General features: G+C 24.4%; 28 protein-coding genes. 11 read left to right on the forward strand and 17 right to left on the reverse strand.

Annotated features, from left to right (window positions below):
• Positions 1 to 62 precede the first annotated feature (62 nt).
• Both AVBRAN12654_RS06890 and AVBRAN12654_RS06895 read left to right on the forward strand, forming a co-directional pair.
• Positions 63 to 278, forward strand: coding sequence for a hypothetical protein (locus AVBRAN12654_RS06890; RefSeq protein WP_336614207.1), 216 nt, complete (start codon positions 63 to 65; stop codon positions 276 to 278).
• A 10-nt stretch (positions 279 to 288) separates the two neighbouring features.
• Positions 289 to 678 (forward strand): hypothetical protein, encoded by a 390-nt coding sequence (locus tag AVBRAN12654_RS06895; RefSeq protein ID WP_239803174.1) that lies wholly within the window; start codon positions 289 to 291, stop codon positions 676 to 678.
• 397 nt (positions 679 to 1075) lie between these two features.
• Here the strand turns inward: AVBRAN12654_RS06895 and AVBRAN12654_RS06900 are convergent, their stop codons facing one another.
• From AVBRAN12654_RS06900 to AVBRAN12654_RS06915, 4 genes are read right to left on the reverse strand one after another with little or no spacing between them, the layout of a single operon-like run.
• Positions 1076 to 1633, reverse strand: a complete 558-nt coding sequence (locus AVBRAN12654_RS06900; RefSeq protein WP_239803175.1) for a sugar-phosphate nucleotidyltransferase — start codon at positions 1631 to 1633, stop codon at positions 1076 to 1078.
• A 44-nt stretch (positions 1634 to 1677) separates the two neighbouring features.
• Positions 1678 to 2268 carry a hypothetical protein gene (locus AVBRAN12654_RS06905; RefSeq protein WP_239803176.1) on the reverse strand — a complete coding sequence of 197 codons (591 nt, stop codon included), beginning with the start codon at positions 2266 to 2268 and terminating at the stop codon, positions 1678 to 1680.
• 11 nt (positions 2269 to 2279) lie between these two features.
• A complete protein-coding gene (locus AVBRAN12654_RS06910) occupies positions 2280 to 2948 on the reverse strand; it encodes a hypothetical protein (RefSeq protein WP_239803177.1) in 669 nt (222 codons plus the stop codon).
• Positions 2938 to 3168: a hypothetical protein gene (locus tag AVBRAN12654_RS06915; RefSeq protein ID WP_239803178.1), complete on the reverse strand. Its 231-nt coding sequence runs from the start codon at positions 3166 to 3168 to the stop codon at positions 2938 to 2940. The genes AVBRAN12654_RS06910 and AVBRAN12654_RS06915 overlap by 11 nt, the downstream gene beginning before the upstream one ends.
• A gap of 261 nt (positions 3169 to 3429) precedes the next feature.
• Here AVBRAN12654_RS06915 and AVBRAN12654_RS06920 point away from each other — a divergent pair, with 261 nt between their 5' ends.
• The 9 genes from AVBRAN12654_RS06920 to AVBRAN12654_RS06960 all read left to right on the forward strand — a co-directional run bounded on the left by AVBRAN12654_RS06920 (position 3430) and on the right by AVBRAN12654_RS06960 (position 8099).
• Complete coding sequence (locus AVBRAN12654_RS06920) at positions 3430 to 4116, forward strand: hypothetical protein (protein WP_239803179.1); 687 nt, start codon at positions 3430 to 3432, stop codon at positions 4114 to 4116.
• 9 nt (positions 4117 to 4125) lie between these two features.
• The gene (mobC, locus tag AVBRAN12654_RS06925; protein WP_239803180.1) at positions 4126 to 4668 is read left to right on the forward strand and encodes a plasmid mobilization relaxosome protein MobC; all 543 of its coding nucleotides are present in this window, start codon (positions 4126 to 4128) and stop codon (positions 4666 to 4668) included.
• Positions 4661 to 5815, forward strand: coding sequence for a MobP1 family relaxase (gene mobP1 / locus AVBRAN12654_RS06930; RefSeq protein ID WP_239803181.1), 1155 nt, complete (start codon positions 4661 to 4663; stop codon positions 5813 to 5815). The genes mobC and mobP1 overlap by 8 nt, the downstream gene beginning before the upstream one ends.
• 29 nt (positions 5816 to 5844) lie before the next feature.
• Complete coding sequence (locus tag AVBRAN12654_RS06935) at positions 5845 to 6342, forward strand: hypothetical protein (protein WP_239803182.1); 498 nt, start codon at positions 5845 to 5847, stop codon at positions 6340 to 6342.
• Complete coding sequence (locus tag AVBRAN12654_RS06940) at positions 6336 to 6704, forward strand: hypothetical protein (protein WP_239803183.1); 369 nt, start codon at positions 6336 to 6338, stop codon at positions 6702 to 6704. Before AVBRAN12654_RS06935 ends, AVBRAN12654_RS06940 begins: the two co-directional genes overlap by 7 nt.
• Positions 6701 to 7111 (forward strand): hypothetical protein, encoded by a 411-nt coding sequence (locus tag AVBRAN12654_RS06945; RefSeq protein WP_239803184.1) that lies wholly within the window; start codon positions 6701 to 6703, stop codon positions 7109 to 7111. The genes AVBRAN12654_RS06940 and AVBRAN12654_RS06945 overlap by 4 nt, the downstream gene beginning before the upstream one ends.
• A complete protein-coding gene (locus AVBRAN12654_RS06950; protein ID WP_239803185.1) occupies positions 7111 to 7338 on the forward strand; it encodes a hypothetical protein in 228 nt (75 codons plus the stop codon). Before AVBRAN12654_RS06945 ends, AVBRAN12654_RS06950 begins: the two co-directional genes overlap by 1 nt.
• Entirely contained in the window at positions 7331 to 7708 is a 378-nt protein-coding gene (locus AVBRAN12654_RS06955) for a hypothetical protein (protein ID WP_239803186.1), read from the forward strand. The genes AVBRAN12654_RS06950 and AVBRAN12654_RS06955 overlap by 8 nt, the downstream gene beginning before the upstream one ends.
• 88 nt (positions 7709 to 7796) lie before the next feature.
• Entirely contained in the window at positions 7797 to 8099 is a 303-nt protein-coding gene (locus tag AVBRAN12654_RS06960; RefSeq protein WP_239803187.1) for a hypothetical protein, read from the forward strand.
• Between the two features lie 6 nt (positions 8100 to 8105).
• Here AVBRAN12654_RS06960 and AVBRAN12654_RS06965 read toward each other — a convergent pair whose 3' ends face one another.
• From AVBRAN12654_RS06965 to AVBRAN12654_RS07025, 13 genes are all read right to left on the reverse strand, one after another.
• Positions 8106 to 9128 carry an ArdC family protein gene (locus AVBRAN12654_RS06965; protein WP_336606991.1) on the reverse strand — a complete coding sequence of 341 codons (1023 nt, stop codon included), beginning with the start codon at positions 9126 to 9128 and terminating at the stop codon, positions 8106 to 8108.
• Entirely contained in the window at positions 9121 to 9255 is a 135-nt protein-coding gene (locus AVBRAN12654_RS06970) for a hypothetical protein (RefSeq protein WP_275591983.1), read from the reverse strand. Before AVBRAN12654_RS06970 ends, AVBRAN12654_RS06965 begins: the two co-directional genes overlap by 8 nt.
• Complete coding sequence (locus AVBRAN12654_RS06975; protein WP_239803190.1) at positions 9255 to 10250, reverse strand: toprim domain-containing protein; 996 nt, start codon at positions 10248 to 10250, stop codon at positions 9255 to 9257. Before AVBRAN12654_RS06975 ends, AVBRAN12654_RS06970 begins: the two co-directional genes overlap by 1 nt.
• Before the next feature lie 10 nt (positions 10251 to 10260).
• Positions 10261 to 10725, reverse strand: a complete 465-nt coding sequence (locus tag AVBRAN12654_RS06980) for a lytic transglycosylase domain-containing protein (protein ID WP_239803191.1) — start codon at positions 10723 to 10725, stop codon at positions 10261 to 10263.
• The gene (locus AVBRAN12654_RS06985; protein WP_239803192.1) at positions 10712 to 11164 is read right to left on the reverse strand and encodes a hypothetical protein; all 453 of its coding nucleotides are present in this window, start codon (positions 11162 to 11164) and stop codon (positions 10712 to 10714) included. The genes AVBRAN12654_RS06980 and AVBRAN12654_RS06985 overlap by 14 nt, the downstream gene beginning before the upstream one ends.
• A 184-nt stretch (positions 11165 to 11348) precedes the next feature.
• Positions 11349 to 12002 (reverse strand): zeta toxin family protein, encoded by a 654-nt coding sequence (locus tag AVBRAN12654_RS06990; RefSeq protein ID WP_239803193.1) that lies wholly within the window; start codon positions 12000 to 12002, stop codon positions 11349 to 11351.
• Positions 11999 to 12283 carry a hypothetical protein gene (locus AVBRAN12654_RS06995; protein ID WP_336614208.1) on the reverse strand — a complete coding sequence of 95 codons (285 nt, stop codon included), beginning with the start codon at positions 12281 to 12283 and terminating at the stop codon, positions 11999 to 12001. Before AVBRAN12654_RS06995 ends, AVBRAN12654_RS06990 begins: the two co-directional genes overlap by 4 nt.
• A gap of 69 nt (positions 12284 to 12352) precedes the next feature.
• Entirely contained in the window at positions 12353 to 13657 is a 1305-nt protein-coding gene (locus AVBRAN12654_RS07000) for a PcfJ domain-containing protein (protein WP_239803195.1), read from the reverse strand.
• A complete protein-coding gene (locus AVBRAN12654_RS07005; RefSeq protein ID WP_239803196.1) occupies positions 13657 to 15816 on the reverse strand; it encodes a DNA topoisomerase 3 in 2160 nt (719 codons plus the stop codon). Before AVBRAN12654_RS07005 ends, AVBRAN12654_RS07000 begins: the two co-directional genes overlap by 1 nt.
• Positions 15816 to 16397, reverse strand: a complete 582-nt coding sequence (locus AVBRAN12654_RS07010; RefSeq protein WP_239803197.1) for a hypothetical protein — start codon at positions 16395 to 16397, stop codon at positions 15816 to 15818. Before AVBRAN12654_RS07010 ends, AVBRAN12654_RS07005 begins: the two co-directional genes overlap by 1 nt.
• Before the next feature lie 37 nt (positions 16398 to 16434).
• Entirely contained in the window at positions 16435 to 17088 is a 654-nt protein-coding gene (locus AVBRAN12654_RS07015; RefSeq protein ID WP_239803198.1) for a hypothetical protein, read from the reverse strand.
• 70 nt (positions 17089 to 17158) lie between these two features.
• Complete coding sequence (locus tag AVBRAN12654_RS07020) at positions 17159 to 17815, reverse strand: hypothetical protein (protein WP_239803199.1); 657 nt, start codon at positions 17813 to 17815, stop codon at positions 17159 to 17161.
• 1 nt (position 17816) lies between these two features.
• Positions 17817 to 18575, reverse strand: coding sequence for a TrbM/KikA/MpfK family conjugal transfer protein (locus tag AVBRAN12654_RS07025; RefSeq protein ID WP_239803200.1), 759 nt, complete (start codon positions 18573 to 18575; stop codon positions 17817 to 17819).
• Positions 18576 to 18581: the final 6 nt, after the last annotated feature.

The following is an 18581-nucleotide window of genomic DNA, read 5'->3' on the forward strand; positions in this document are numbered from 1 at the left end:
ATTAGTTTTATTTATTTTGTCTTTAAGAAAAGATATTAGGTTAGTGAAAATTAGGAGCTTATATGAAAGATAATAATGTAAAACTTAAATCAATATATGATACTTCTATTGTTATAAAAAATAATGATCTTTTAGCAAAACAAATTTCTGATTACTTAAAAGAATATTTACAAATTAAACGATTTGGAGGCAATGGTGGAAAATTTGCTTATATTGATGATGAAGGAAAATTTATTAAGCATATAGATATAAACGAGTTAAGCATTAAGGATCTGTAAAAGGAAAAATATGAAAGAAGAAAATAATAAACTTACACCGTTACATAAAGCCAACATAAGCGATATTAAGAAAAAATTACCCAAATTAAAACAAGCTTTAAAGAATGAAATAGAAACATATAACGAAGAAATGCGTTTTAAAATATTTGATGAAATCAAAGAAGTAATAATTATTGCATTACAATGTGGTAAAACATATAAAGAAATAATTGAATTACTAAAAAATAATTTAGAAGTTATGGTTACAGATAAACAGCTTGCAAGATATGTTAAAGAAGTATTAAAGTTAAAAAGAATAGGCACACAAGGCGGTAAATTAGCTAATATTGATTCTGATGGTAATTTCATAAATTATGTTGACATAGAAAATATAAATATAGATTTATTAGATGATAATTAAAATACTTTAATTGTCTGTTACTTGTCTGACACTAGTCTGACCACTAGTCTGCTCTATAAAATAGACTAGTCTGACTAGTCTGTATATTTTTTACATATAAAAATTATTAAAATTTAAAAAATAGCAAAAAAAGTAATGAATTTTAAGTATTTTTAACGCTTGTCTGACACTAGTCTGCTCTATAAAATAGACTAGTCCGTAATCTTATGCACTAGTCTGAATTTTATTAATACTTGTCTGGAATTTATATTAATTTATAATTTAAAATAGTTTATTTTAAATTATTTTAGTTTAGAATATATCTATAACATTTTTTTATTATGTTTTTAATTTTATTAATATTTTTTGGCTATAATAATTAATATATGGCAGATACTTCAGCCAAAAAACTGCCATATTATTTTAAACTTTTCTCGTATTTATTAATTTTTTTAAAAATCATTTTTTCTTTTAATACATTATGGCAAAAATAAGCACTACCAAAATGATTTCCCTTAGTCGTTTTTTCAAAATTTCTATTAGTGTGATAATCTATCCTTAAATCAAAAACTATTAGTTCTAACCCATATTTTAAAAATAAATCTACTCTAGCCTTACCTTGCAATGCATTTATTGGCATTAATAAGCAAAATGGTTTATTTAACTCGTAGCACTTTTTCAAGACTTTATCTTTTTTGCTATACGGTGGATTTGAAATAATAATATCGTAATGTTCTTTAGGTTCATAATAAAAAAAATCCCCCCCCCTACTATCATCAATGTGAGAGTAGATTACCTTATTACCATTTTTTGTAAAAAGCTGAACGAATGCTGACCATTCCTTATCAAATGGACACCATATTGTTTTGCTTTTAGGAATAAATTCTAGTAATGGTTCTACTGCATAAAAAGGTGTATATACTTCATCACCAGATGGAGTTTTATCACAAGTTAAATATGCTTTATTAACTGCCATGCTTATATTTATATATTCTATTGTTTAAAAAGTAACATTGCATTTTACCAATTGATTACATCGTTTTTATTAGATATGTTAGTATTTTTAAACATTATGTTTTCAATAATTTCTGAGCTTTTAATTCTTAGTAAAATATAAATTCTGCTATAAAAAATAATGCAATTTATTAAATTCTCTTTTGTGATTTTATCATTTAATTCAAGTTTAAAAATATTATTATTTTTTATACATTCATATTCTGTTGCGTGTTCTGTTGCGTGTTTAACAATATTATCTATATCTAGTTTTTTTAACTCATTTAATGTAAAATCTTTTAATTCAAATTTACAAATATAAAGAAAAAAACCTATATTATTATATTTATCTGCTACATATTCTATTTTAGCATTCCACTTATCTAATTCATTAAAGCATAAAATACTTTCTGCATTAATAGAACAACCATAAGCTTCATAATTAAGTTCTAATCTATTTAATTCTAAAATATCAATCATATAATCAATACCACATTTGAAAAAATCAAAAACATTTTTTTTACTATCTTTTTTTGTGTCTAAAAAACAATTATCTTGTAGATGTTTTTTTAATTTTTCTATATAAAAATCAGCTTCTTTATTAATAATATAATTCATCTTTTTTCCTTTTATCTATGTATAGGTTTTGAAATGTCTTTTTGACTCTCTTTTACATTAGCAACTTTATTTTCTTTTATAATTTCTACAATGTTTTCTTTAAGTTTTTGTGTAGCCTGTGCTTCTTTTAACGAAATGGCTTGTTTGGAATTATCAATAACTTTTGCATTGCCATCTTTAAACATTTCAAAAAAATCTAAAGTAGCTTGATAAACTCCATTTAATTCTTCATCGTGTAAATTTATTGAGCGTAAATCATTAAATATATTTTTAAAATTTTCTTGTTTTTCAGGTTGTTTAAACTTACCACCTTCGCCAAATCTTTCTAACAATTCAAATACTTGTTTGTTTGTATTTTTGTCTGCAACTTCTTTATTTAAATTCGTATTTGATAAATTTATCAAGTGGTTTAAATCCTTACTAAATGCCCCAACGCCTAAAGGAGTATTTAGTTCTTGCTCTTTTCCATTGAGCTTTATTTTTAATTTTATAAACTCGTTGGGGAATTTTAAATTTTCTTTTGCACTGGCTTTAATAATATCATCTAACATAGCTAAAGATTGAAGCAATGCATTTTTTTCGTTATCTTTAAATTCTTTATTAGTTGAAAATATATCCTGTCTTTTTTTATCCATATCTTCAACTGATATTATTGTAATGCTTTCAAATTTATCTTTCATGCTCTTTCTCCTTTATAGATAAATCATTTATTATTTTTAAATCATATTTTTTACATAACTCATCAAATAAAGAATAGAATTCTTTTTCTTTTTCTAAAAGCATCATTGCTTGCTTACCTAATTCAAGAAAAAATTTATTTTCTAAATCTTTTTTCTTTTGCTTGGCATCTTTAAGTTTTTCTTCTAACGATGCAATAATTTGATCTTGTTTTGAATACATAATATCTCCTTGAATAATTTTATTTATTATATCACAAAATAATTATTATTTTAATAAAAAAATCTTTTTATTAATTAATTTATATCTTATAATTTTAATATTTTAATATTTCTATTTACTTAAAAAAGTTATTATTAATTTTAGAATAAAATAAGGTTAGGCAGGATAGACAAAGTATCCAAAAAGTGCCATACACTTTTTTTATACTATTGTCAAAACTGCTGTTAGCTCTTATATGTTATTAGCGTGAAAGGAATAGATATGGATAAAATTAAGAATGATATTTTAACTTTAGGAAGTGTTACTAAATTAGTTGAACATGAAGATTTTGAAAATTTTATAAATAAATTAAATAATGTTGATTTTAAAACTATTACACGTCGTATTTTACATAACCTTTCTTTTCATTTTAGATATGATGATTATACACAGCAAACCATAAATCATCCAGAGCAATTAATTCCATTATTATATAGTCATAGCAAACGCTTTGAAATTCGTTGCATTATCAGACAAAGTCTTTATAAAATAATGTCAAATTATTTTCCTAAAATAGATATTAAGTTATTAGATATTGAAACTATAAAAAATAATTTTTTAGAAGAACAAAAGAACTATAAAGACTATCATGCAGATTTAGTAACAAAAAATATAAGACCAAGATTCGATGATAAATATCGTTATGGTTTTAAAGTTAGAGTAACCGAAAACGAATTTTTTTATAATGCAAAAGATTGTGATAATTTAAATAAACTTGAATTTAAATTTCATCAAGATTTGGGTGTTCATTTAACTCTAGTGGATACTTCAAAATGTTATTCAATGGATATAGATACCGTTTCTAAAAATGTAAATATTTTAAGTCACCCAAAGTTAATTGCCGAAGAATTTGTATCTATGCTTGAAAAAATAAATAATAGTCAACCATATTTTAATTTTATATGCTAGTGGGAAAAAATGAGCTCTAAAAAAACTACAATTAGATTAAAAGATTATGCACTTGAATATTTAGATAAGTTAAAAGAAACTAAAGGAGTTTCATATACTCAAGTAATACATGAGCTTATACTAATATGTATTAAGGAGAATTATAAATTTTTAAAAGATGAAAATATTAAAGATGTGGAAACCAAGTATAAAGAGATTAGAATTTTCATAAGCAAAGATGAGTATGAAACATTAGAAAATTTTAGAAAAATACACGGCTTTAATTCAATAACTAAAGAAGCTAAATATTTAATATTATCATCTTTAAAAGATGAAAAATATATTAGCAAAAATCAATTTAATGAACTAATGAAAGCTATTGTAGAAATTAAAAAAATAGGTGTAAATATAAATCAAATTGCAAAAGTTTTAAATGAAAAAAGATTTGATAACTTTAGTCCTGACATGCAAAAATTTAATAAAATTGTAGAAGATACAAACAATGAAATTAAACTAACAATAAAGCAAATTGTATCAGACTATATGGCTTTAACAAAGAGATTAAATGGCTAAAAAAATATATTTAGAAGATGAAGAATTAAGAGCTAAAAAAGTATTTATTAAAAAAGAAAAAGTTGCAAAACTTCCTAAAAATTATAAAAAACGCACATTACATAAAACATATATTAATAGTAAAAAAAATACTGAAGTTATGATTAAAATAGCCAGTTCATGCTATGATGCAAAAAGCTTGAAACGGCATTTAAATTACATTTCAAGAAAAGAAAAGTTGGAATTATTTGATCAAGATAGCAATATATATAATAACAATAATGAAGCTATTGAAAATTTTTTAGCGTATGATGAATTTGAATATGATACAAGTAAAAATAAAAAGCAAATAAAGGAAACACACAATATCATATTTTCAATGAAAGATCATAAAAATGCACCAGTAGAAAAAATCAAAGAAGCTTTAACAAAGACTTTAAAAACTAAGTATCCTAATAATAGTTTTCTAGTAGCTATGCACAAAGATACAGATAATCCACATTGCCATGTTGTATTAAAAGTAAAAGATAATTTTGGTAAAAGACAACATATAAGAAAAAAGGATTTGCAAGATTTAAGAAAATTATTTGCACTAGAACTCAATGCTTTAAAAGTAGAAGCAACTGCAACAATAAAAACTAAAATTAATTTAACTCCTAAAGTGTATAAAGAAAAAGATAAATATATGAATTATCATGAAGTGGTAAGTTTCGGTGATGCATTATATGATTTTAAAGAAGATAATGAGCCAAGCTTTTATGTAAAAATGAAGGATAAAAATGATAAAGAATTTATATTGTGGGGCAAAGACTTAAAAGAAGTTGTAGATAACAATAATGTATGCGTAGGTGATAAATGCTATTTTGCTGTGACTGATCAATTAGAAGCAAAAGTGACAGCTAAGAAAAAATTACCTAATAAACAATTTCAATATTATGAATTAACCACTTATAAAAATATATGGGAAGTATCTATAAAAGATAAAAGCGAAAAGCATTTGCAACCTTTAAAGCAAAAGCAGAAATCTAAATATAAAATATTAACCAAAGATGAGTTTAAAACAGAGAGCCTTAAAAGTAATACACTAAATAAGCAAGATGAATTTCAAAATAAATTTAAGTTTAAAGATAAAACAAAATATAAAAATATAGAAAATATAGAAAAATAAAATATTTTAATACTTAATAAGGAGACAGTATGATTGTTTTTCTTACCAAATTGAAAAGAAAATTTTCAAAAGAAATTATAGAGAAAGAACCTAATGTGGTAGAAAATATTATTGAAGTTTTCGCAGATATTTGGAGTCTAACAGTAGTAATCGCAAGATGTAGCAACAATATAGTGCATGGTGAGTTTTTGAGTAGCTTTCCATTTGATAAATCTTTATCACCTAAGTTTATTCATTATATAATAAACTATACAAGAGATAGAAAGCTAAAAGAATTAAAAAATATATTACTTAGCTTAACTAAGAATACGCCTTTAGAAATTCTATATAGATCATTATATAAAACCTTTTTAAACTTGGAAAAACATAGTGAATCATATTTAACATATCCAAATCAAAATATAGATAAACAAGAGCTACAAAAAGCACTAAATAAAATTAAAAAAGATATTGATGATTTATCAGATCATATTCCATGCTCATATCACATAAAATTAGAATTTAACAAAAGGAGAAAACAATGTTGAATACATTTAAAACATTATTTACAGAAGTTTTGCCTTATGCATATCAAAGTAATGATTTTGCTTCAATTATATTTATATATTTAATACCTATTATGTATATGTTTTTGTTCTTCTATAAATGGTTTGTAATAGGTAGAACACTTAAAGAACAATGGGATGCTATGACAATATATACAAGCTTTATATTAATAATGACTCTCGGAGCGTATATAGCACAATACGCTGTAATTTTAGATTACAAAAATCTATACCCTGTAACTATTTTTATAGTGTTTTATGCAATTATATTTTTTACAGTATTAACATTATTTAATATATTAGGATTAATAATAATTAAATTGGAATTAAAAGAATTAATATGAAAATTATGCAAATAAAAAAAATCTTTGAGTATTTACCTATCATTATAATCGTATATTTAGTTTATATTTTTGCTAATGATTATATTAACAATAAATATGAAGATTATGTTTTTATAGATACCGATAACAATATAAAGATACATATAGTATCTAATCCTGTAATACAGATTCCAAAACATAATGAACTTTATAAAGAAAAAGAGCGTGGTCAAAAATTTTCATTGCAACACTTACTTAGAAGTGAGAAATTATATATTTGTGAATTTGGCTCTAATTCTAAATATAAAATAATAGATGATACTTATTGTATTAGAATGATTTTAAAGTATGGACAAACTAATTTTAAGAGTAAAATTTTAATTAATTTTATAAAAACTCAATATGAAGAAAAATTAAAGGAGTTATAATGCCAATATTTATTGCTATATCAGCTATGCTTTCAATTGTTGCGATTATATTGATAATTATTTTTATTTATGAATATTTTTTTGGGAGTTTTCCATTAATTAAAAAATATTATAAAATAAAATTTCATGAATTTTTATTACTTGATGAAGATGCTATTAAAGATTTAAGAGAAAGTGCTACAAGAAAATTATATAATGCAATAATCAATAGGAATAATAATGAATAAAATATATTTTAAATTTTTAAAATATATTAATTTAATTGATATTTTTGTTTTAATACTTTTGTTTCTAAGAAATTATTCTACAACTGATTATGAGGCAAAAATACATATAATTACTATTATTGTTTTTTTACTTGTTATAATTAATAATATTTATCATATTAAAAGAATAGGAATTAAGCGTAAAATTTTATTTATCTTATATACTGCTGGTATAAAATTATTTTCCTATCAATTAATTATAAGCCTTTTGCTAAGATTAGATGAAATTAAAGATTTTGAAAACATTATAATGTTTTTATTTTGGCTTTATTTAGGATATTTATTTTTAAATAGCTATGGATTTATACTAGAAGATAAAAAAGAAAATTAACAATATAATGCTTCCACCAACACACATTATCTTCTTTTTTATTTTTTTATGGTAGAATAAAATTAAACATAAAAAAAGGAATTTGTCTATGGAAGAATTGATATTTTTTGTAAAATTTTGTGAGTCAATCTTTGGTAACGATTATTCAACTCGCTTTGATGCATTAAACTATACATGTATTATTTTATTTATATTTTTCAGCATTTTTAGCAATACTAGATCTCTTTCTTTTATTGGGTCTGGTGGTTTATTGTTTTTAAATATATGTAATGCATTAACAGGGTATAGTTTGGCTCAAAATTCTGGTGCATACTTACTTGCATACTTTACAATCATGTTATCAGTTTATTTATTAGAAGAAAAATCAAATACTACAACAATTCATAGCTAAGTAGTTTTACTTAGCTATTTCAATATCGCTTCCTTTTGTTTTATTTAATACATTTTTTAATACATTATCCATAACATTTTTTGATATAGCATTTTCTTTTTTGATATTTTTATCAATACTAAAATCGCTAACATATTCAACTATTTTTAAAGCATCTTTTGTTGCTTGATATAATTCATTTGGATTATTGTTTATAATCTTTTTCCATGAATTAATATATGATAAATGTTCGCTAGGATCAAAATCAATATTTAATTTTTTACATAACATATAACTAGCAATTTCTGCTCTCAATTCTTCTCTTGCGTATTGCTCACTACCAAAACCACCTTCTAAATTTCTATTTAATCTATTTTTATGTCCTGTCCAATGACCTAATTCATGTAATGCTACACTATAATAACCCATTTCGTTTTTAAATTGCTGTTTTTCAGGTAATACTATTTTATCTAATGAAGGATTATAATATGCTCTATCGCCTAGTTTATGCTCAATAATAGCTCCTGAATTAGCCAATATTTTTTCTGCATTTTCAATTGATTTAAATTCAAAATTAGGATCTACTTTAAATTGTTTTCGTTCTGGCATATTTTCTATTTGCTCTGCATTAAATAAAGTATAATGCTTAACTATATATTTTTTATCATCATTTAAAGATATAAGTCCTTCTTCCATCTCTTTTTCTAAATCTGTTGTTTTAGGTTCAATAACACTAACAAACCTAATAGGAACGCCTTTCTCGCCTTTTTTAACAAAACCACCTAGATCTTTTGCTTGTTTAAAGGTTAGCCATCTAGGATCTTTATATCCCTTTTCAGCAGTAATTATCTCTAATAACAAAGCATTACAACCGTTATATTCTTGTTCTGTAATAGCATTATGTGGATTATTTTTTAGACCTGTTGCTTTCCATGGCTGTATCCATGGTGCAGTGTTATTTTCTAATGATTTTATAAGTGTATTTGTAAAATCTTCAATATATTGATGATTTTTATCAGCACTAGAGTTATTGAATTTTATATCACTCATTAATATCACCAGCACTTTCCAAAAAGTCAATAATACCTAATTTTTTAGCTTCTTCTTCACTATAAATTGCAACCACTTCTCCATCTTCTAATAAATCTATTTCTTGATTAAAATCTTTATTTTGCATTAATTTCCCCTATCTTTTGTTTTATCATTATGTTTTTTTTCATTTGTTATTTTCATAAAATCAGTAAAATCAAAACCTTTAGACAATTCAATTTTAAACTGCTTAGATACTTGCTCCCAATCAAAAATTTCTATCTTTTTGCAGGTATTTTTAAGTTGTTCTGCAAGTGCTTTTGCTCCATTCTTCCCAGCATCATCATAGTCATAACAAATAGTTATATTAGTATCTTTAAAAAGATGAATATATTTATCTTCTACTAAACTTGTAGCAGAACCAAGAGTGATCGCTCTAAATCCATTTGCAATTGCATTTAAACAATCTTTTTCTCCTTCAACAACCAAAATAGCTTTATTTAAATTAGTTCTATATTCATTAAGATCGTTTAAATTAAAAGGGCAACGCTTTTTACCTTTTGAAAACATTACTTTTGGTAACTGTATTAATTCTTTATTACTACCCACGAATGGCTTAGGACTAGGATTATATTTCCATAAAGTCATAGCCTTATTATCAAGATCACGAATAGGCATTATTAACCTATCTGATTCTTTAGAATATCCTATCTGATATTTTTTAGCTAATTCAATTCTTTTGTGATTATCAATATTTGGCAATGTTTGTTTTAAAAGTTCGCTATAACGAGTAAAATTTTCTTTTCTTTGCAATTCGTAATTAGATATATAATCTTCACTTATAGATAGCGATGAATGCTCCTTGTTTTCTTTAAAACTAGGTTCGCTTAGTGCATATTGTTTATTATTTACACCCATAAATTCATTTACTTTATCAAAAGCTTCCTTTTTAGAATAATTATGAAATTCACACAATAAATCAACACAAGAACCATACCAACCACTACCGAAATCTTTAATTCTGCCATTAAGATTGATTGAAGCACTTGCAGTTTTTTCATCTCTTAATTTAAATCTAAAATATCTATCAACTTCATAACCTAATTGAGTAAGTATGTATGCAGTATCTTCTCTAGTATTCATTTTACCCCCTTTATTTAATAATTGCATTAGTATTTTTATATACTATTTTTTGTTTTTTTCGCAATTTATTTAAAACCTTTATATTGTAATTGTTATTTGAAATTCTACCATTATAACAATTTAGACCTTTGTAATTAAATCCCCATTTTTTAAAACATTTGGCTAGATATGCACTTGCATATCGCACATTAATTTCTGGATCATACAAATCATTTAATGTTAAACCTAATTTTTTTAAATTTTCTTCATGTATAGAATTAACTTGCATCAAACCTATATCGTAAGTGCCATTGTCGTTTGCTTTATTTATCGCACTTGGATTAAAATTACTTTCAGTTTTTGCTATTGCCCACAAAAGCTGCGATGGAATCTTATGTATTTTAGAGTATTTAACAAATAACGCATCATAGGCATTTTCATTTGCAAAACAAATAAAAGGCAATAGTAAAATAAAAATTAATTTATTTTTTATCATCTTTTTTGAGATCTTTATACTCAAATTTACCTATATCTGTTTCTAATATTAATTTTTTTATAGGATAACAACCTGAAACGAAGTAAAATTTTTCCCCTTCTTTCAATTTAATTTCAATTTTTTTTCTTTCTATTATTGATTTGGTATTTTTCACACCTTTGTCTGTAAATTCTGTTGAATAGCCATATTTAATCATTTCATTACCGTTTTCCGATACATCCCAAAAATTATGCATATTTATAGGGATCTCTAATCCACATTTTCCATCTTCAGCAACAATAGAAGTAATAGTAGTATCAGTTTTTGCTTGAAAAAATAAACAATGTTTTATATATTTACTAACATATTCATGTCCGAAATTTGGTTTATTAATATCTTCTCCACAAGAGATAAAAAGTGTCGCTGTAGCTAATGCTACTAAAATTTTATATTTTTTCATTAAATTCTCCTTAAATAATATTTAAATTAATTTTAATTTAAAATAACTTTATATAACTTGAAATGATTGTTTTAAAAAATATTTTAATTAAAGGTATATTTTAACACACCCAATCGCTTCACTAACTTCTTCATTTGCAAAACAAATAATAGAAATCAATAAAGAAAAAAAATATTTTCCACATCTAAAGTTCTTTATTTATATCTTTATTTTTACCAATATCAGTCATTTTTTCAATATTTTTAATAGGCAAACATAAATTACCGTTTTCGTTAAATAATATATTAGAACACACATCACTAACCCATTTTTTCAATGGCGTATTCAAATCTATTAATTTTTGCTTATCCACTTCTAAACATTTAATTAATTTATTTGTTGAATTATCGTAAAGTTTTAAGTTATCAATAAGTGGCAGTGATTTTATTAAATTTAATCTACTTTCTTTATATCTTTTAATAATAAGATTAGTTTCAATATTATGCCCACCACGATTAACCCTTGCTTCAACTCTTTGTATATTAAGATTAGAGTTATCAAGCCCAATATATATCATTTTGACATTAAAACCATTGTTTTTAGCCTGTTTTATTCTATTTAAAACACTTTTACCTGAAAGCGTAGTTTCCATAGAAAAAGAAATTTTATTTTTAATACACGCATTAAATGTATTTATAGCCAACTTAGAGCCTAATGCATTATTGCCATTATTATCTTTAATAAATTTATCTGGATCTATATTTATTAAATTTAAAAATTCAATTTTATTTGCAAACCTATAAGTAGATTTCCCACTTCCATTTGCACCTGCCAAAAATAAAGCTATAGGTTTATTCATCTAACAATACCTTCGGCTTTTAAATAAATATTCATATTTTCGGTCATCTTTTCACTTTTATAAACATCAGCTTCTTTAGTTTTTCCTAATTCAATCAAGTTTTCATATTCAATATGATCTCTTAATGATTTTTCAGTAATTATTCCTTCATCATCGCTATCGTATGATTTATGCAAACCCATCTGTATCTTTTGATAAATATTCTCACTCATAGTATCTTTTAAGCTTTCAAGGTATTTTAATGCTTGTTCTTTATTTTCTAAAATTATAAAATCTGACATCTTATCTCCTTTCAATTATTTTAATTTATTTTAACATAAAATAAATTAAAATAATTTTTCAAAAATATCTTAATTAAGGTATGCCTTAACATACTCAACCACTTCTTTACTTGCTTCTTCATTTGCAAATGTTTTTATTTGATTTATGTAATACTTATTTCTATATTTTATAATCTCTATTGTATAGTGCTTATACTTATAATCTAAAGTAAAAATTCCACATTTTTCACTATTGATTTTATCTATATAAGAAGCAACGCAGTTTTTATTTCTTCTACCTTCTTGGATTAAATCAAAATTAGTTTTAATCATTTTAAAATTATCAGGTAATTTTAACTTTAAGAATGGATTATCTTTTTTAATAACCATTTTGTTCTTTTTAGCTATTTTATAGTCATATTCAACCACTAAATCATCGTGTAGCGATTTAAGTCTTTTTACTGAAGTTATATCTAAATTAATAGGTCTTTTAAGCGATATTGATAGTTTTATATAATCTGATAATAGTATTCTAAAATCATCAAGACTATAATTTAAATCTATTTTAAAATCATTAAACTTAAACATATAATTAGATAATATTCGTTCTTTTGAATAATTTCCATAATCATCATAATTTAGTTTTAAAACATTATGCCATACTCTTTTATAGTGTGTGGCACTTAAATATTTTTCTAAATTAAATAATGCTTTTGATTTTGCTAAATCAATTTTATTTACTACTTTAGGTATATTTTTATTCGGATATTTTAATTTTAATAATTCTTGTTTGTTTGGTGTGTTTTCTAATAGTTTTATTTCTATTTTCATATAATAGCTTATAAAATCTTCTTCATTAGCATTTTTTAAATCATATAAAATATCTTTAGCTACATTTGAGTTTAAAAATGATAAATATGTATATGCAAAATGCTTATTTAAACTACATAAATGCTTTAAGGTTGCTGGATACTTATTTTTATTATTCATAAAACCATATATATCATATAGGCTATTTTCTAAAATAAATGTTCTTATTGTTGTATTTCTTCCATAAGTATTAATAATATCATCACGAAAACTACAATATAAGTAATTATTTATATCAAACTTTATAGTATTGTAATATAATGAAACGCTTATTGTAAGTAAATATATTTTTTTATCATTTAATGAAAAATAATCGCACACATTAGTTTCTTTAATAATATTCAGCATATTAAATAGCTTATAAGTATCATCAGTTACTAATATAGCAATTTTATCAATTTGATAGCATACTAAATAATTACTCTCGTAATATTCTATAAAAGGGATAAGATAAGAAAAATCACTCCTTATCTTATCTTTAAATTGCTTTCTATCATCTAAACAAGAACAGTTAAAAAATTGCATTATTTTTTAGGTTTTCCATTATCATCATAAAACATTGCTTTGCAACCATTACGCCAATTAGAACAACCCCAAAAGTAATTACCTTTTTGTGATTTTTTACGCTCTAATACTCCAGCACCACATTGTTTGCAAGGATAAATATTTGCATTATAACCATCAGGTTTTCCAGCTTTATCATTATATGTTTTGGAGCAACCACCCTTATAATTAGAACAACCCCAAAAATATTTATCATCTTTTGTTTTTCTTCTTTGCATATAACCATTATTGCAAACTTTACATGGATATGTTTTATCTATTGCATTATCACTTGCAAATGTTTTTAAATCATCATTGTTTTTCAAACTCTCTATATCGTTTTTTACATCATTAAATACTGCTCTTAAAAAATCATTTCTGCTTAATTTAAAAGCTTCTATATCTTTTTGATTTTCAAACCACAACGCAGTCATATCAGGACTTGTCAGAAGCTTAGGTGATAGCTTTATTAAATTTCTTCCTAAATCAGTAGATTTAATCTTTTTCTTAACTTCAACAATATATCCACGCTCAAATAACTTTTTAATATGCTCACTTCTTGTTGCTGGTGTGCCTATGCCACCACTTTCACCCTTTTTATCCTTATCCTTTTCTTTTAGAAGTGCTTTTATTTTTTCATCTTTTACATATTTACTTACACTTGTTAAATCTTTTAATAAAGTTGCCATAGTATATAATGGTCTAGGTTTAGTTTGTTTTTTATTTATATTTATATTACTTGAATAAGATTTGCAGTTTTCAAGTGTGCTTAGATCTTGTGAATACTCTTCGTTTTCTTGCTCTTCATCGGTATTAATTTCGCTATCATTAGTATCAATAAATTCGCTAAAACCTGCAAATGTAGTTTTATTTGAGCTTGTGCTAAATTCATATTCATCATACTTAAAAACTACACTAGTATGCAAATATTCTTTAGGTTTAAAAAATTGTAATGCAAATCTTTTTGCTATCATTTCATAAACATTTAATTCATCTTTACTTAAAGCTTTTATATCAACTTTTTGTTCCGTTGGAATAATACCATAATGAGCCGTTATATTGTTATCATTAAATGCACTACTTTTAATACTAGTATCAGAATTATTTATAATATTTGTAAAACCTGTTAGATTATTTTTTATAGCTGATAAAATTTCTGGGCTTTCTTTATGCAAATTCTCTGGTAAATATTGACAATCTGATCTATTGTAAGATATTAGCTTGTGTTTTTCCCTTAAACTTTGTGTAATTTCTAATGTTTTATCAGGCTTATAGTTAAATATTTTAGAGCATTCAGCTTGAAGCAAAAGCAAATTATATGGTAGTGGTGGATTTTCTATTTTGTTTTCATGATTAACTATGCAATCAAATTCTTTATTTTCACATTTTGATTTTATATCATTTGCAACCACTTCATCAACAATTTTTTCGCTTGTTTTTAAATTAGCTTTTAATTTTAAATTTTCTGTTTCAAATTCTCCTGTTAAAGTATAATAGTAACTTGATTTATGATTTTCGTTTTCCAAATCTCTAGCAACTATCATAGCTAAAATAGGAGTTTGAACACGACCAACACTTAAAACACCTTTATATCCACTACTTTGAGCTATAGTAGTATATGCACGAGTTAGATTGATTCCAACAATCCAGTCAGCTTGGCTTCTAGCAAATCCACATTCGCTAATACCTTTAAAATCGCTATTATTCTTAATTTCACTTAAAGCTTTTTTAACACCTTTATCAGTTAAATCATGTAATAATAATCTCTTTACGCTTCCTTTATAGTTTGCATAATTTATTATTTCATCTACTAAAATTTGACCTTCTTCATCTGCATCACCACAATTTATAACTTCAGTAGCTTTTTTTAACAAATCACAAATTATTTTAAGCTGCTTTTTAGAGCTGTCTTTAGGCTTGTATCTAAACTCATCAATTTGTAGTGGCAAATCATTTATATTCCACTTGCCCCAATCTTGCTTATAGTCTTCAGGCATAAAAAGTTCTAAAATATGTCCAAAAGCCCAAGTAACAATATCATTACCTTTTTGAATATATCCATCATTTTTAACAGTATTTTCATTTAAATTATTTGCAATCACTCTTGCTAATTCAGGTTTTTCAGCTATGAATACTCTCATCATTTCTCCCATTCTTTCTTGTTATTTTCGCTACTGGTTTTTACCACACCTTTTTCTATTGCTTTATTTAAGCTTTCACTAAAGAACTTTTTATTATTTTCTTGTATAATGTCTTTATTATCCGTAGAAAGTGCGTTTGCACCAGATGAATTTTTATTCATCAGCTCCAAGTCGTGAGGTTTTTCCAACATAGTCGTATGCAGGGTGTTGGGGTCTGCATCTACGGATTGCTCTAAATTAATATTTTTTTGTATTCTTTTTAATTCACTAACTCTCATTTTATTAGCATGATAAATTTTTAAGTTATTTTTACCTATAACTACATCACCTATTTTTTCTTTACTTTCATATAATTTATCAAGTTTTTTCATTGCATAAACATCTATATTGTTTTTTGCTTCTTTAACAACTTCAGGATTGCTTACTACTTCTTGTATTACTTCTTTTACTTCAATTAGATTTTTAAACATTTCAGGGTGTTTATCGTATAAAGCTTTTAAATCTGCTTTTGCTTCATTGCTTGATAAAATATTTGCTAAATCCTTACCAAGCTTAAAAATCTCCAATTCTTTCTCACTCATATCAGTCCTTTAGTGGGCTAAATAGCCCACATATTATTTATCTATCCATACTTTTATCTTTAGCATAATTCATAATTTGCTCTGTTCCACTTTCTAGTTTATTACCTGCTGGACTTTGAATAGATTTAATTACTGCACCTTGCGATTGAACAAAATCAATCTCTATATTTGCTGATTTATCAATTTTATTTACAACTTGCATTAAATTTGGATATTTTTCAAGAGTTGTGTTTTTTGTAGCACTTAATGTAAAATCAACACCATCTTTAATTAGTGAATTAAATTTGTCAATTATTGCATCATCATTTGTCTTATCAAATGCATATCCTTCTTTAGTTTTAGTTGCGTATAATTTTTCAGCATTTTGCATTAATTCTCCTGCTTCATTGCGTTTTTCAGGTTGAATTTCTATTGCTATTTTATTAAACGCATATGCTTTACCATCTTTACTAATACCTTTTTGATAATATGCATCAGCTTTCATATAGGTTTCGCCAGTTTCTTTATTTCCTACTTTTAAATTCAATGGAATTTTATCAGCATCAACTGACTTTAAAAAAGCATCAATAGAATTAATCTTATTAAAAACATCTCTTGCATTAGGCTTTTGCCCTTCATATTCTTGCAATGAACCAAAACCGATGATGGTTTTATCATCTCCTACTTTACCACTTGTTACAAAAACATTCATATTTTCTCCTTTGTAAAATAATAAATAAAATTATATATACATATAATTTTATGTATAATTTTGCGTATTTTTAAGCAAGCAATTTAAAAATTACTCCACCTAAAATAAAAGCTAAAATAAAATTTAAACCAAGCAAAATATTAAAAGTCATTTTTGCTTTCTTCATCATTGAATTTATGCTTTTGGCATAATTTTGATTTAATTCTTTAACTTGATTTTCAAATTTGTTTAAATAGTTTTCTTGTCTTGTTATAAAATTCTTTAAAAACTCATCAAATTCTTGTGCCGTTGTTTCTAGTTTAGCTTCTTGATTATTTATAAAATTAGAAAAATTGGTATTAAATATTTTAGATTTTTCTTCTATTTGCAAATCTTTAAAATGAGAATGAATTTGATTAAAATCATTTATTATTTTTTTGGTTGTTAAAATATTATTTTGAGCTATCAACTCATCTTGCGTAGGTGCTTTTTTAAATAAAATACAAAAATTTACCCAAGTATTAAAAAAAGTATTAAAATTACTTTCTAGTTCATAAAACAAACTCTTTTCAACTTCACTTAAATTATTGTAACTTCTAGCTGTATCTATTAAGCTTAAAATTTTACTCTTAAGCTTATTTTGACTATCTATGAGTTTTGAATAATTTAATATATCTTTTTCATCACCATCATGATATTCTATTAGACCTTCTGCAACTAAATCAATTATATTATCTTGATTGCTCATTTTAATACACCCAACATTCTTTATTGATTTTATGCTTTTGCGTATATACATCGTAGTAATATGTTTTATCAAAATTTTCAACACTTTCTACTATATAACTACAACGATATTTGCTAACTTGATATTGGTCTTGTCTGTATAAATTTAACCATAAATTAGAAGGTTGTGAAAATTTATTTAACTTATAAATATTCTGAAAATCATCACTCCTATTAATAATGGTTTCATAGTGTCCACGATTAAAATCATTAATAGTATAATATTTGCCATCACATATATTTTTAGGCATTTTTAAATCTGTATATGCATTGTTAATTAGCTTTATACATTGTGGTGGTAGCTTATGTGTAATTCTAATTAATTTATCTTTATTACTAACTTTGCAATTTTTTTCTGGATAATACCCTTGTCCTATAGTATATTCATATTGCTTATTTAATATTTCTGCTGTGCATTCATGTGGAACATTCAAAATTGATTCTTTTAAATCAGCCATAATTAAATCATCATCAACTTCATTCCCATTGCTCGTTGGACATAGTTTTAAAAAATCTCTTCTTAATTCAAAAGTCTTCCAAGGCTTCTTAGCTCTAATTGAAAAAAATTTTCTTATAGGTGCATTGCATTCTGAAGGTTTTTTACCACTTGACATACATAATATAACTTCACAAGCAGTTCTTTTATCGCCAGTAAATTGATCGGCATATAGGCTACTAATACTAAAAAACAATATAACTATAAATTTAATAGAACTTTGCATATCAAT

It is taken from the genome of Campylobacter sp. RM12654, from assembly GCF_020137585.1.
Taxonomy (GTDB): domain Bacteria; phylum Campylobacterota; class Campylobacteria; order Campylobacterales; family Campylobacteraceae; genus Campylobacter_E.